The following is a 12,148-nucleotide window of genomic DNA, read 5'->3' on the forward strand; positions in this document are numbered from 1 at the left end:
GGCCTGGGTCGAGCGCTCGACGTCGGTGTCCTCGATGCGCAGGATGAAGTCGCCGCCGGTCGAGCGCGCGAAGGCCCACGGATACAGGGCCGAGCGGATGTTGCCAAGGTGGATGAAGCCGGTCGGGGACGGTGCGAAACGGGTGCGGGTCTTCTGTGTCATGCCAGGGTGCTCAGGCCGCGCAGCAAGTCGGCCTTGATGTCGTCGATATGGTCCAGTCCGACCGCGACGCGGATCAGGCCCTGGCCGATGCCGGCGGCCTGCCGCTGCACTTCGGTGAGGCGCCCGTGCGAGGTGGTCGCCGGATGGGTGATGGTGGTCTTGGTGTCGCCGAGGTTGGCCGTGATGCTCAGCACGCGCGTGCTGTCGATCACGTGGAAGGCGTTGGCGCGCGCCGCTTCGGCGCCCGCGCCCTCGACGTCGAAGGACACCACCGCGCCGCCGAGCCCGGACTGCTGGCGCATCGCCAGTTCATGCTGAGGATGCGAGGCCAGGCCCGGGTAGTACACGCGTGCCACGCCCGGTTGCGTCTCGAGCCACTGCGCGAGCGCCATCGCGCCGGCGCAATGCGCCTGCATGCGGATGCCCAGCGTCTCGAGGCCCTTGAGCACGACCCAGGCGTTGAACGGCGAAAGCGCCATGCCCGCGGTGCGCACCACCGGACCGAACACGTCGTTGATCAGCTTGGACGATCCGCAGATGGCGCCGGCCAGCACGCGGCCCTGCCCTTCGAGGTACTTGGTGCCCGAGTGGATGACGAGGTCGGCGCCGAGCTCGGTCGGCCGCTGCAGCGCCGGCGAGCAGAAGCAGTTGTCGACCGCCAGCAGCGCGCCCGCGCCATGCGCGAGATCGGCCAGCGCGCGGATGTCGCAGACATCGGTCAGCGGGTTGGTCGGCGTCTCGGCGAACAGCAGCTTAGTGGTCGGACGGATCGCCGCCTGCCATTCGGCGACGTCGGTCTGCGAGACGAAAGTGGTCTCGACGCCGAACTTGCCGAACTCGCGGCCGATCAGGTTCAAGGTCGAGCCGAACACCGAGCGCGAGCACAACACGTGGTCGCCGGCGCGCAGCAGGCCCATGCACATCATGAGGATCGCGCCCATGCCGCTGGAGGCGCCGATCGCGGCCTCGGTGCCTTCGAGCGCGGCCAGGCGCCGTTCGAAGCTCGCCACCGTCGGGTTCGAGGTGCGGGTGTAGGTGAAACCTTCCTCGGTGCCGGCGAAGCGGCGCGCCGAGGTCTCGGCATCGGGCTGCACGAAGCTGCTGGTGAGGAACAGCGCTTCGGAGTTTTCGCCGTACTGGCTTCGCTCGAGCGCGGTGCGCACCGCGAGCGTGTCGCGGTGCAGCCCCGGAGGCAGGGATCGATCGGTCACGCGGGATCCTTCAGCTAAGGTTGGGCAGCGCGAGGCGCGACGAGTCTTCCTCGTTCTCCTCGATGCGCGGCCGGTTGCCGTTCATGCGCGAGATGGCTTCGGTGTCGATGTCGCCGGTCACGTAGATGCCGTCGAAGCACGAGGCATCGAAGCCGTCGAGCTTCGGGTTCAGCGAACCGATGGCGCGCTTCATCGCGTCGACGTCCTGGTAGATCAGCGCGTCGCAGCCGATCAGTTCGCGAATTTCCTCGACTGTGCGGTCGTGCGCCACAAGCTCGTCCTTGGTCGGCATGTCGATGCCGTAGACGTTGGGATAGCGCACCGGCGGCGCCGCGCTGGCCAGGTACACCTTGCGGGCACCGGCGTCGCGCGCCATTTGCACGATCTCACGGCTGGTGGTGCCGCGGACGATCGAGTCGTCGACCAGCAGCACGTTGCGACCCTTGAATTCGCTGGCGATCACGTTGAGCTTCTGGCGCACCGACTTCTTGCGCACGCCCTGCCCCGGCATGATGAAGGTGCGGCCGACATAGCGGTTCTTGACGAAGCCTTCGCGGTACGGAATGCCCAGCAGGTGCGCCAGCTGCGTCGCGCTCGGCCGGCTCGATTCGGGGATCGGAATGATCACGTCGATGTCGCTCGGCGGCACGGTCGAGACCACGCGCTTGGCCAGCGTCTCGCCGAGGTTCAGGCGGGCCTGGTAGACCGAGATGCCGTCCAGCACCGAGTCGGGACGTGCCAGGTAGACGAACTCGAAGATGCAGGGCTTGAGCGTCGGCGAGTCGGCACACTGCTCGGCATGCACCTGGCCCTGCAGGTCGATGAAGACCGCCTCGCCGGGCGCGATGTTGCGCTCGAACACATGGCCCGAGCCCTCGAGCGCGACCGACTCGCTGGCCACCATCACGGTGCCGTCGGCGCTTCGGCCCATCGCCAGCGGACGGATGCCATAAGGATCGCGGAAGGCCAGCAGGCCATGGCCGGCGATCAGCGCCACCACCGCGTAGGAGCCGCGCAGGCGGCGCTGGGTGTTGCGCACCGCCTCGAACAAGGTGGCCGAATTGAGCAGGCCGCCGCGGGTGGCCCGGTCGAGCTCGTGGGCCAGCACGTTGAGCAGCACTTCGGAATCGCTCTCGGTATTGGTATGGCGGTGGTCGGTGGAGAACAGCTCGGCCCGCAGCGCGTGTGCATTGGTCAGGTTGCCGTTGTGCACCAGCACGATGCCGAACGGCGCGTTGACGTAGAAGGGCTGCGCCTCTTCCTCGCTGTAGGCGTTGCCGGCGGTCGGGTAACGCACCTGGCCCAGGCCGACGTTGCCCGGCAGGCCGCGCATGTTGCGCGTGCGGAAGACATCGCGCACCATGCCCTTGGCCTTGTGCATGAAGAACTTGCGCGCCAGCAGCGTCACGATGCCAGCGGCATCCTGGCCGCGGTGCTGCAGCAGCAGCAAGGCGTCGTAGAGCAGTTGATTGACGGGAGCGTTACTGACAACGCCGACGATTCCACACATGAAGCGATCCTCTCAGGGCAGGTAGCTTGCCAACTTATCGGGCAGCGCGGGTTTCAGGCCCTGCAATGCCGCATCAAGAACAATGGCGCTGCGCGATCCGTGCCACCAGGCACTGTCGCTCAACGCCAGCAAATGAATACACACAGCGACCGCCAGCATCGCCACCGCGCCGCGCGCCACACCGAAGACGCCGCCGAGGATCCGGTCCACCGGCCGCAGCCCGATCGCCGCGATCAGCTTGCGGGTCAGCGCCGCCAGCATCCCGACGCTGAATGCCACGCCGACGAACACCAGCACGAAGCCGGCGGCATAGCGCCAGCTCGCGGCCGGGTCGCCAACCGGCAGCCAGCGCCCCACATCCTCGGCCAGCCACTGGGCGACCACGAAGGCCACCACCCAGCCCGCCAGCGAAATCACCTCGAACACCAGTCCACGCACCAGCCCCAAAAGCAGCGACACCACGAGCAGCGCGACGGCGATCCAGTCGAGCGTGGCCACGTCGGTCCGCGAGCCTACAAGTTGAGGACGGCGGCCGACAAAGACAAGCCCTTGACCTTGGCCGCAGCGCGGTCAGCCTCGGCCCGGCTGGCAAACGGGCCGACGCGCACCCGTGTGCGCTCGCCCTCGGCCGTCTTCGCAACGCTGGTATAGGTCTTGAGCCCGGCCTTTTCAAGCTTCTGACGCACTTCGCGTGCCTTGTCCGCATCGGCGAAGGCACCGACCTGGATCACGAAGCGGCCGTTCTCGTCGGCCGGCTTGGCGGCAGCGGCAGCCGCCACGACGGTCGGCTTGCCCTCGAGCAGCGCCCGGGCGCGGGCGGCTTCATCGCTGGAAGCGGTCTTCGGCGCCGCAGGCTTGGGTTCCGGCTTGGGTTCGGGCTTGGGCTCCGCCTTGGGCTCGGGTCTGGCCTCGGCCTTCGGCTTCGGTTCGGGTTTCGGCTCGGGCTTGGCGGCCGGCTTGCTCTCGGGTGCAGGTGCGGGTTCGGCCGCCGGCACCGACGAGGCCATCTTGCCCTCGGGAATCTCGCTGCCGTCGGCAGCCTCGGTGATCATGCCGCCGCCCGAGGAGGCGGGCGCGGCGGCCGCCGGCTTGCCGGCAGCCGGCTTGTCGGGGCTGGGAGCGGCCGGCGCCGGGGGCGTCGGCAGCGTCAGCGGCTTGGCCTTGTTGCGGTCGGGAATCTCGATCGGGATGTCGACCGAGATCGGCCGCGGCTGGGTGTCGAACAGCAGCGGAAAACCGATCACGCCGATCAGTACCAGGACCGCGGCGCCCAGCAGCCGGTGGCGTGCCCGGCGGCGCATCGCCTCGATGCTCTCCGCCGGTGCGGCGGCGACGGTGCTTCGCCCTTCGTTGCCTTGAGGACCGCGGGTGCGGAACTTGAAGAACGCCATGAAATTCGTTTTCCTGAGGGGGTGCAGCGTGCGGTTGAAACGGGAAGGAACGGGAGGAGAAAGCGCTGGGATCTGGCTGTTTCAGGAGCCGGGAGACAGGTGCCTGGCGCCCAGACGGGGTGTTCCGTGCTCGAGCACACCACCCACGGTGAAGAACGATCCGAAGACTACGATTCTATCAGCGGGGTCCGCGCGATCGATGGCGGCCTGGAGCGCTTCCATGGGGTTGCCGTGAACGCTGGCCGAGACGTCCTTGCGCTTGTTCTGGGCCTGCCAGCGAACGATCAGGTCGTCGGCTCTGGCGGCCCGCGCGGTCGGCAGGTCGGTGAAGTACCAGCGGTCGATCATCGGCCCGATGCGGGCGAACATCGGCGCCACGTCCTTGTCGGCCATGACGCCGAAGACCGCGTGCGTGGTCGGATAGAAGCCCATGGCGTCGAGGTTCTCGGCCAGCGCGGCCACCGCGTGCGGATTGTGGGCCACGTCCAGCACCAGCGCCGGCTCGCCCGGGACGATCTGGAAGCGGCCGGGCAATTCGACCATCGCCAGCCCGTTGCGCACCGCCTGGGCCGTGATCGGCAGCCGTTGCCGCAGCGACTCCAGTGCCGCAAGCACGCCGGCCGCATTGATCAGCTGGTTGGCGCCGCGCAGCGCCGGATAGGCCAGCCCGCTGTAGCGCCGGCCGCGGCCGCTCCAGCCCCACTGCTGCTGGTCGCCCATCACGTTGAAATCGCGGCCGACGCGCCAGAGATCGGCGCCGATGGCTTCCGCGTGGTCGACCACGCTTTGCGGCGGCACCGGGTCGCTGACGATCGCCGGCCGGCCGGCGCGCATCACGCCGGCCTTCTCGAAACCGATGCTCTCGCGGTCGGGGCCGAGAAACTCCATGTGGTCGAGGTCGATGCTGGTGATGACCGCGCAGTCGGCATCGACGATGTTGACCGCATCGAGCCGGCCACCCAGCCCGACCTCGAGGATCGCGACGTCCGGCTTGGCTGCAGCGATGCACAGCAGGATCGCCAGCGTCGTGAATTCGAAGTAGGTCAGCGCGATGTCGCCTCGGCCCTGTTCCACCTGCTCGAAGAAAGGCGCCAGCACGGCGCCGTCGACCGCCTCGCCGGACAGCCGCAGGCGCTCCTCGAAACGCACCAGATGGGGCGAGGTGAACACCGCGGCGCGGTAGCCCGCATGCGTCAGGATCGACTCAAGCATGGCGCAGGTCGATCCCTTGCCGTTGGTGCCGGCCACCGTGATGACCGGGCAGTCGAAGGCCAGGCCCAGACGCTGAGCGACGGCGCGGACTCGGTCCAGGCCGAGCTCGATGTTCTTGGGATGCAGGTGCTCGGCGTGCGCCAGCCAGTCTTCTAGGGTTTTCATGGAGCCGGGAATTGTCGCCGACTGGCACCGCGGGCATCATCGCCGGATGACAACCCTCTATGGCATAACGAATTGCGACACCGTCAAGCGCGCCCGCGCCTGGCTCGATGACCACGGCGTCGCCTACAGCTTTCACGACTTCAAGAAGAGCGGCGTGCCCGAGGCCGAACTCGACCGCTGGCTCGCCGCACCGGGCTGGGAGGCACTGGTCAACCGTCGCGGCACCACCTGGCGGCGTCTGGACGATGCCACCCGCGCCTCGGTGGTCGACACCGCCTCGGCCCGCGCGGCGCTGCTGGCCAACCCCAGCCTGATCAAGCGGCCGGTGGTCAACTGGGGCGTCGGGCGTGACGTTACAACTGGATTCTACGCCACCGAGTGGACAAGCCTCGCTATGTAAACGCCGGAACCCCAGAGGCCCAAAGGCCTCCAATTGGGTTGTGAGGGCGCCCCGCCCCGGGAATTCAGGAGCATTGACATGAACAACAGAAGGTTTCGTACCGCGTCCGTCTTGTCGCTGCTGGCCGCACTGGCCGGCTTCGGCACGCTGGCCCAGGCCGAACAGGTACAGGCACGGGTGATCACGAGTTCACCGGTGACCGAATCGAACGGCAGCATCCGCTACAACGTGACCTACGAATACGCGGGCCGCCAGTACAACACGCGCGTCAGCAACCCGCCCGGCGCCAGCATCTGGGTCGATTCGACCCAATACGGCCTGGCCACGCCGGCGCCGGTGGCGCCGCAGCCTCAGATGGCCGCCGGCCCGGTCGACGCCCCGCCGCCGCAGCAGGACTGGAGCAACGTCGTTCCCGAGCCGGGCTTGGTGGTGTCGGGTGGCGGTGCCCCGGCCCCGGTCTACGCGCCGCCGGCAGCGGTCTATGCCCCGGCCCCGGTCTACGTGCAGCCGGGACCGGTGTACTACCCGGCACCGGCGTACTACCCGGCGCCCGCCTACGCCTACCCGCCGATCGGCATCTCGCTGGGCTTCGGCTACTCGCGCGGCTACGGCCGTTGGCGCTGATCCCCGATTCGGGCAGGAAGGCCGGCCGGCAAGCCTAAAATCAATGGCTTTGCCAACCCAACCGGGCGCGTTTCCTCAGAACGCGCCTTTTGCTTGCCGAAACGCAGGCAATGCCAGGCCTTTCTACCCATGAGCACAACCGAAACTCTCCAGAGCGCCACGGTCTCGACCAAGGCCAACGTGTACTTCGACGGCAAATGCGTGAGCCACAACCTCACGCTGGCCGACGGCAGCAAGAAGTCGGTCGGCGTGATCCTGCCCTCGACACTGACCTTCACCACCGGCGCGCCGGAAACCATGGAAGGCGCCGGCGGCCGATGCGAGTATCTGCTCGCGGGCAGCACCGAATGGGTGGCCTCGGGCGCGGGCGAGAAATTCAGCGTGCCGGGCAACTCCAGCTTCCAGATCCGCGTCAGCGGCGAGCCCTACAGCTACATCTGCCACTTCGGCTGAACCGGAAACCTACGCGCATGTCCTCCACCATCCTCCAGAACGTTCCCGCCGACCAGAAGGTCGGCATCGCCTTTTCGGGCGGCCTCGATACCAGCGCCGCGCTGCACTGGATGCGCAACAAGGGTGCGATTCCCTACGCTTACACCGCCAACCTCGGCCAGCCCGACGAGCCCGACTACGACGAGATCCCGCGCAAGGCCATGCAGTACGGCGCCGAGAAGGCGCGCCTGATCGACTGCCGCACGCAACTGGCCGCCGAAGGCATCGCCGCGCTGCAGGCCGGGGCCTTCCATGTCACGACGGCCGGCCTGACCTACTTCAACACCACGCCGCTCGGGCGCGCGGTCACCGGCACCATGCTGGTCTCGGCCATGAAGGAAGACGACGTCCACATCTGGGGTGACGGCAGCACCTACAAGGGCAACGACATCGAGCGCTTCTACCGCTACGGCCTGCTGACCAACCCGGCGCTGAAGATCTACAAGCCCTGGCTCGACCAGACCTTCATCGACGAACTCGGCGGCCGCAAGGAAATGTCGGAGTTCATGCAGAAGGCCGGCTTCGCCTACAAGATGTCGACCGAGAAGGCCTATTCGACCGACTCGAACATGCTCGGCGCCACCCACGAGGCCAAGGATCTCGAGCACCTGAACAGCGGCATGAAGATCGTGCAGCCGATCATGGGCGTCGCCTTCTGGAAGGACGAGGTCGAGGTCAAGCGCGAAGAGGTCACCGTGCGCTTCGAGGAAGGCCGCCCGGTGGCGATCAACGGCGTCGAATACGCGAGCCTGGTCGACTTGATCCTCGAGGCCAACCGGATCGGCGGCCGCCACGGCCTGGGCATGAGCGACCAGATCGAAAACCGCATCATCGAGGCCAAGAGCCGCGGCATCTATGAGGCCCCCGGCCTGGCGCTGCTGTTCATCGCCTATGAGCGCCTGGTCACGGGCATCCACAACGAGGACACCATCGAGCAGTACCGCGACCATGGCCGCCGCCTGGGCCGGCTGCTCTACCAGGGCCGCTGGTTCGACCCGCAGGCCATCATGCTGCGCGAGACGGCACAGCGCTGGGTGGCGCGCGCGATCACCGGCGAGGTCACGGTCGAGCTGCGCCGCGGCAACGACTACTCGCTGCTCAACACCGAGTCGCCCAACCTCACCTACAAGCCCGAGCGGCTGAGCATGGAAAAGGTCGAAGGCGCGTTCACGCCACTGGACCGCATCGGCCAGTTGACGATGCGCAACCTCGACATCATCGACACGCGGGACAAGCTGGCGATCTATACGCAGACCGGACTGCTGTCGAGCAGCCAGGGCGCGTCGCTGCCCCAACTGAAAAACGAAAAGGAATAGGGGCGCCCACCCCCTGCCGGGGGCAACACCAGCGGCCCGGCAGAGCCGGTTCCGCGGTGTTTCACGAAGGGCCGCCGCTCGTGATTTGATTCGAGCGCTACGAGCCCTGTCGTGAGGGCGCGTTCAACAGCATCGAGGTCGGCGAAGACATAGTTGGCAAAGCAGTCCTCGCGAATCGCCTCCCACAGATGCTCGGCTGGGTTCAGTTCGGGGCTGTTCGGAGGCAGGTAGATCAGTCGCATGTGGGCGGGCACCGCGAGTTGACCCGCCACATGCAAGCCAGCTTGGTCCATGACCATCACGATGAATTCCTCGGCATGGCGYTGGGCGACCTCGGCCAGGAATAGCGACATGGTCTCGGCGTTCACCCAGGGCAGMACGAGGCTGTCCATCACGCCRTCGTGYGGGCTGACGGCACTGAAGGCGTAGATGTACTTGCGCTCCARGCGMGCGCCGACGACAGGTCGCATGTGGTGCGGCGCCCAGCAGCGACGCGGCGTGCCCAGCAATCCGAATCGCCCCTCGTCCTGGAACATCAGCCGCACCGCGCGACCCTGTTCAGCCTGGCGCACGACCTCTTGGCGTACCTGGCGGCGGAGTTTTTTTAAAGGCGGCCTGTGCCGCGACGTCCGCCTTGGGATGCCGGGGCCGGGGCACGACCTTGCGCCAGCCGTGACGGTCAAGCAGCCGGTAGATCGTCGAGGGCGCCACCACCTTGCCGAGTTGCTTCTGGTAGGCCTGTTGAATCTCGGCCACCGTCAACATCCCGCCTGCCTGTGCGCGCTCGACGAAGGGTGCCAGCAGCTCCTGCTCCTGTTCCGCGCTCAAATGCTGGTGGTGCCTGCCACCGCGGCCTCGAAGATCGAAGATGGCATCACCCTCCTTGGCCCATCGAGAGTGCATCACATGCACGGTGGCCGTTGACCAACCCAGCAACTGCGCGATCTGTGCGGCCGAGCTGCCCAGCGTGGCCCTGATCAGCACGCACTGGATGCGTTGGTACTGCGCATGGCTATCGGCTTGCTTGAGCCGTTCTGCCAAGCGCATCACAGTCGGCTTATCCCCAACGATCAAGCTCTTCATCCACGACGCCTTGAAGTTCGTGGATAGACATCATATCTAATCTATTGAACGCAAACTGGTATCAATGAACTCGCGGCCGTGCGGGTTCGACAGCTCGCCCCGGCGGTACGCCATCGGATCGGCCTTCGAGCGCGCGGCCTCTGGCAAAGGCGACGTCCATGAGCCAACCCGCGTTGTTGACGTCGCCCGCATTGCTGCAGGTGCCGCCAAGCGTGCGGCCGGACTGTCGTTGCCGCCAACGGTGCGGGATAGGATGTTTCCCACTCGCAACACGCACCATACAGTCCAACAAAGCCTCCGACTCAGGATCGACATCGCCGCCGACCTGCACAACTGCGTGCGTCTGCTTGACCTCACACCGCGAACCTTCGTCGCTTCGATCTCAACGTCCCCTCCCCGGTAGGACCTGAGCWCGGACTGGGCGGCCTCATCGCCCGCTCATGGCCGTGAGCAGACTTCAGCCCCGGGGAATCCTTCAAACCTAGTCGTCAAAGGATGGGGGCTCGTTACCGAGGCGTTCGCGCCAGGGGAGATTCGATGCCGCCCAGGGCTTGGGGTTTCACCGACGAGGAGGACCAGAATGTGAGCCGGGCACCTGATCCTGGGAGCCCGCGCCGTGCTGCAGTCGGCCGAGGACAAGAGCGATGCAGTGAGCCGATGGGCGGTGCGGCTGGCTGCACGCGAGCGGCTTGTGAAGGCGCCTCATTTGAGGAATCTATCCATTTGGGACGACTCATAGCGCCTGCCAACTTGAGGAGCTGGCGGACGCCACCTACCATCGGCCCTAAGCAATACCAACCAGCTGCAGGCATCAATGAGGCGCGGGGAAAGGAGAAAGTGAACATGAACAAGCTTGCAATTGTGTTGTCCGTCGTATTGACCGCGCCCATCGCAGCCCGCGCTGAGCATATCCGAGCCACGCTGACTGGCTACGAGGAGGTGCCCGTGGTGTCCACAGTCGCCAGCGGCGAGTTCGTGGGCATGATCAGCCGCGACGAACAGTCCATCGACTACCAGTTGACCTACACCGGGCTGCAGGGGACGGTGACACAGGCCCACATCCACGTGGCCCAGCCGAGTGTGAATGGCAGCATCGTCATCTGGCTTTGCCAGACGGCGACGAGCCCTGGCCCGACGGGGACCCCGACATGCACCCCGGGGTCCGGCACCTTCACCGGGACGATCACGGCCGTCAACGTTGTGGCCGGAGCCACGGCAAGCCAGCAACTCGCGGCCGGTGAGCTCGGCGAGGTGATCGCCGCCATGCGAGCTGGCGCCGCCTACGCGAATGTGCACACGAACCTGTCGCCGGGCGGCGAGATTCGCGGGCAGATCAGCGCCTCCAACCGCCAATAGTTTCGGTATTGCCGGACGACTGCAGCTAGAAGGTGTCCCAGGGCGGATGGGCGGATCGCTGGTTTTGGCCGCGAGCACCAGTTCGCGGCCGCGCTTGGCAGCTGACCTTCGGCGTGATTGCGCAGTTAGCCAAGGGCTGCTATCGGCGAGTTTGGCGAACAGGCAGTCCCGGCCAAGACCAGCCGTTCATGGCCGACTCCTCGCTGGCATCGCGGCCGGATGCCGAGGCGCAGGCGCGCAGGGTAGCGCGATCGAACGGCGTCGTGTGAGCTGCGCGATTGCCGCGCGGGCTCTGGCCAGGCCGGCCTTTCCAGGCCGTGACGATGCACCAAGGCCCATGCCACTGTGCAGTGAACCGCGCTGGCTCTCTTGCGGCACACTCCATGCGATGCCCGCCGCCAAATCCGCCGTCCAACCCGACTCCTCCCCGACCTTGTTCAAGAGCGCCAAGGCTTTCGAGACCTGGCTGAAGAAGAATCACGCCACCTCCGACGGCCTCTGGCTCAAGATCGCCAAGCGGGGCGCCAATGAACCCAGCGTCACCTACCCCGAGGCGGTGGAGATCGCGCTCTGTTGGGGCTGGATCGACGGCCAGAAGAAGGGCCTCGACGACCAGCACTTTCTCCAGCGCTTCACGCCGCGGCGCGCGCGCAGCACTTGGTCGAAGATCAACGTCGACAAGGTCGCGGCGCTCATCGAGGCGGGCCGCATGCAGGCGCCGGGCTACGCGCAGATCGAGGCCGCCAAGGCCGACGGACGCTGGACGCAGGCCTACGACGGAGCGCGCACGTCCGCGGTGCCCGAGGACCTGTTCGCGGCGCTGGAAGCCGAGCCGAGGGCCAAGGCCTTCTTTGCAACGATCAACGCGGCCAATCGCTACGCGGTACTGTGGCGCATACAGACGGCCGTGAAGGCCGAGACGCGCGCCAGGCGCATCGCCCAGCTGGTGGAGATGCTAGCGCGCGGCGAGACCATCCACATCTTCAAGCCCAGTGCCAAGGCATGACCGAGGCCAGCCAAACCGAGAAGTCCATCAAGGTCATCATGTACTTCTCGGACAGCGAGCGGGAGAAGGTTGCCGGCATTCTTCGAGACTTGAAGCTGAGGACCGGGAAGACATCGTCCTCATCGACGCAGGGCGCGACAACAAGCCCTCGGCGTCGAAGGCGTGAACGCGGAGGCTGCAGCCATCAAAGTGTGCCCTCCGCTACGGGACGTCTTCGAGG

The 12,148-nt window shown here is 66.7% G+C and carries 15 protein-coding genes and 1 pseudogene; 8 read left to right on the forward strand and 8 right to left on the reverse strand.

Features of this window, described 5'->3' with window-relative positions:
• The 6 genes from AC1DY5_RS23260 to folC all read right to left on the reverse strand — a co-directional run.
• On the reverse strand, positions 1-162 hold a 162-nt coding region (locus AC1DY5_RS23260; protein ID WP_478115193.1), incomplete at its 3' end, for a glutamate--tRNA ligase family protein.
• The gene (locus AC1DY5_RS23265; RefSeq protein ID WP_478115171.1) at positions 159-1,373 is read right to left on the reverse strand and encodes an O-succinylhomoserine sulfhydrylase; all 1,215 of its coding nucleotides are present in this window, start codon (positions 1,371-1,373) and stop codon (positions 159-161) included. The genes AC1DY5_RS23260 and AC1DY5_RS23265, both read right to left, overlap by 4 nt.
• 10 nt (positions 1,374-1,383) lie before the next feature.
• The gene (gene purF, locus AC1DY5_RS23270; protein WP_478115173.1) at positions 1,384-2,883 is read right to left on the reverse strand and encodes an amidophosphoribosyltransferase; all 1,500 of its coding nucleotides are present in this window, start codon (positions 2,881-2,883) and stop codon (positions 1,384-1,386) included.
• A 12-nt stretch (positions 2,884-2,895) separates the two neighbouring features.
• Positions 2,896-3,381, reverse strand: a complete 486-nt coding sequence (locus tag AC1DY5_RS23275; RefSeq protein WP_478115175.1) for a CvpA family protein — start codon at positions 3,379-3,381, stop codon at positions 2,896-2,898.
• Positions 3,382-3,395: 14 nt separating this feature from the next.
• On the reverse strand, positions 3,396-4,274 hold the full coding sequence (locus AC1DY5_RS23280; RefSeq protein ID WP_478115176.1) for an SPOR domain-containing protein: 879 nt from the start codon (positions 4,272-4,274) through the stop codon (positions 3,396-3,398).
• Between the two features lie 81 nt (positions 4,275-4,355).
• The gene (gene folC, locus AC1DY5_RS23285) at positions 4,356-5,651 is read right to left on the reverse strand and encodes a bifunctional tetrahydrofolate synthase/dihydrofolate synthase (RefSeq protein ID WP_478115178.1); all 1,296 of its coding nucleotides are present in this window, start codon (positions 5,649-5,651) and stop codon (positions 4,356-4,358) included.
• Between the two features lie 46 nt (positions 5,652-5,697).
• Between folC and AC1DY5_RS23290 the strand changes: the two genes are divergently transcribed.
• From AC1DY5_RS23290 to argG, 4 genes are all read left to right on the forward strand, one after another.
• Positions 5,698-6,051 carry an ArsC family reductase gene (locus AC1DY5_RS23290; RefSeq protein WP_478115179.1) on the forward strand — a complete coding sequence of 118 codons (354 nt, stop codon included), beginning with the start codon at positions 5,698-5,700 and terminating at the stop codon, positions 6,049-6,051.
• A gap of 78 nt (positions 6,052-6,129) precedes the next feature.
• Complete coding sequence (locus tag AC1DY5_RS23295) at positions 6,130-6,675, forward strand: hypothetical protein (protein ID WP_478115181.1); 546 nt, start codon at positions 6,130-6,132, stop codon at positions 6,673-6,675.
• 129 nt (positions 6,676-6,804) lie between these two features.
• Complete coding sequence (gene ppnP, locus AC1DY5_RS23300; protein WP_478115182.1) at positions 6,805-7,128, forward strand: pyrimidine/purine nucleoside phosphorylase; 324 nt, start codon at positions 6,805-6,807, stop codon at positions 7,126-7,128.
• Positions 7,129-7,145: 17 nt separating this feature from the next.
• The gene (gene argG / locus AC1DY5_RS23305; RefSeq protein WP_478115184.1) at positions 7,146-8,483 is read left to right on the forward strand and encodes an argininosuccinate synthase; all 1,338 of its coding nucleotides are present in this window, start codon (positions 7,146-7,148) and stop codon (positions 8,481-8,483) included.
• On the opposite strand, the gene AC1DY5_RS23310 is transcribed toward argG, so the two are convergent.
• Entirely contained in the window at positions 8,411-9,124 is a 714-nt protein-coding gene (locus AC1DY5_RS23310; RefSeq protein ID WP_478115195.1) for an IS630 family transposase, read from the reverse strand. The genes argG and AC1DY5_RS23310 overlap by 73 nt on opposite strands.
• A complete protein-coding gene (locus tag AC1DY5_RS23315) occupies positions 9,042-9,566 on the reverse strand; it encodes a winged helix-turn-helix domain-containing protein (protein WP_478115186.1) in 525 nt (174 codons plus the stop codon). The genes AC1DY5_RS23310 and AC1DY5_RS23315 overlap by 83 nt, the downstream gene beginning before the upstream one ends.
• A 595-nt stretch (positions 9,567-10,161) precedes the next feature.
• Here AC1DY5_RS23315 and AC1DY5_RS23320 point away from each other — a divergent pair.
• From AC1DY5_RS23320 to AC1DY5_RS23335, 4 genes and pseudogenes are all read left to right on the forward strand, one after another.
• Positions 10,162-10,266, forward strand: a pseudogene (locus tag AC1DY5_RS23320) (IS110 family transposase); the annotation flags it as partial.
• Positions 10,267-10,409: 143 nt separating this feature from the next.
• On the forward strand, positions 10,410-10,922 hold the full coding sequence (locus AC1DY5_RS23325; RefSeq protein ID WP_478115188.1) for a CHRD domain-containing protein: 513 nt from the start codon (positions 10,410-10,412) through the stop codon (positions 10,920-10,922).
• 388 nt (positions 10,923-11,310) lie between these two features.
• Positions 11,311-11,928 (forward strand): YdeI/OmpD-associated family protein, encoded by a 618-nt coding sequence (locus AC1DY5_RS23330; protein ID WP_478115189.1) that lies wholly within the window; start codon positions 11,311-11,313, stop codon positions 11,926-11,928.
• The coding region (locus AC1DY5_RS23335) for a hypothetical protein (protein WP_478115191.1) at positions 11,925-12,148 on the forward strand (224 nt) is incomplete at its 3' end. The genes AC1DY5_RS23330 and AC1DY5_RS23335, both read left to right, overlap by 4 nt.

This window comes from Variovorax sp. P4_D9, from assembly GCF_056401695.1.

Excerpts from the sequence above, each read along its gene's own strand:
- folC (WP_478115178.1), bottom strand. The coding sequence starts at position 5,651 with ATGAAAACCCTAGAAGACTGGCTGGCGCACGCCGAGCACCTGCATCCC.
- AC1DY5_RS23315 (WP_478115186.1), bottom strand. The coding sequence starts at position 9,566 with ATGAAGAGCTTGATCGTTGGGGATAAGCCGACTGTGATGCGCTTGGCA.
- purF (WP_478115173.1), bottom strand. The coding sequence starts at position 2,883 with ATGTGTGGAATCGTCGGCGTTGTCAGTAACGCTCCCGTCAATCAACTG.
- AC1DY5_RS23280 (WP_478115176.1), bottom strand. The coding sequence starts at position 4,274 with ATGGCGTTCTTCAAGTTCCGCACCCGCGGTCCTCAAGGCAACGAAGGG.
- ppnP (WP_478115182.1), top strand. The coding sequence starts at position 6,805 with ATGAGCACAACCGAAACTCTCCAGAGCGCCACGGTCTCGACCAAGGCC.
- AC1DY5_RS23290 (WP_478115179.1), top strand. The coding sequence starts at position 5,698 with ATGACAACCCTCTATGGCATAACGAATTGCGACACCGTCAAGCGCGCC.
- argG (WP_478115184.1), top strand. The coding sequence starts at position 7,146 with ATGTCCTCCACCATCCTCCAGAACGTTCCCGCCGACCAGAAGGTCGGC.
- AC1DY5_RS23295 (WP_478115181.1), top strand. The coding sequence starts at position 6,130 with ATGAACAACAGAAGGTTTCGTACCGCGTCCGTCTTGTCGCTGCTGGCC.
- AC1DY5_RS23325 (WP_478115188.1), top strand. The coding sequence starts at position 10,410 with ATGAACAAGCTTGCAATTGTGTTGTCCGTCGTATTGACCGCGCCCATC.
- AC1DY5_RS23330 (WP_478115189.1), top strand. The coding sequence starts at position 11,311 with ATGCCCGCCGCCAAATCCGCCGTCCAACCCGACTCCTCCCCGACCTTG.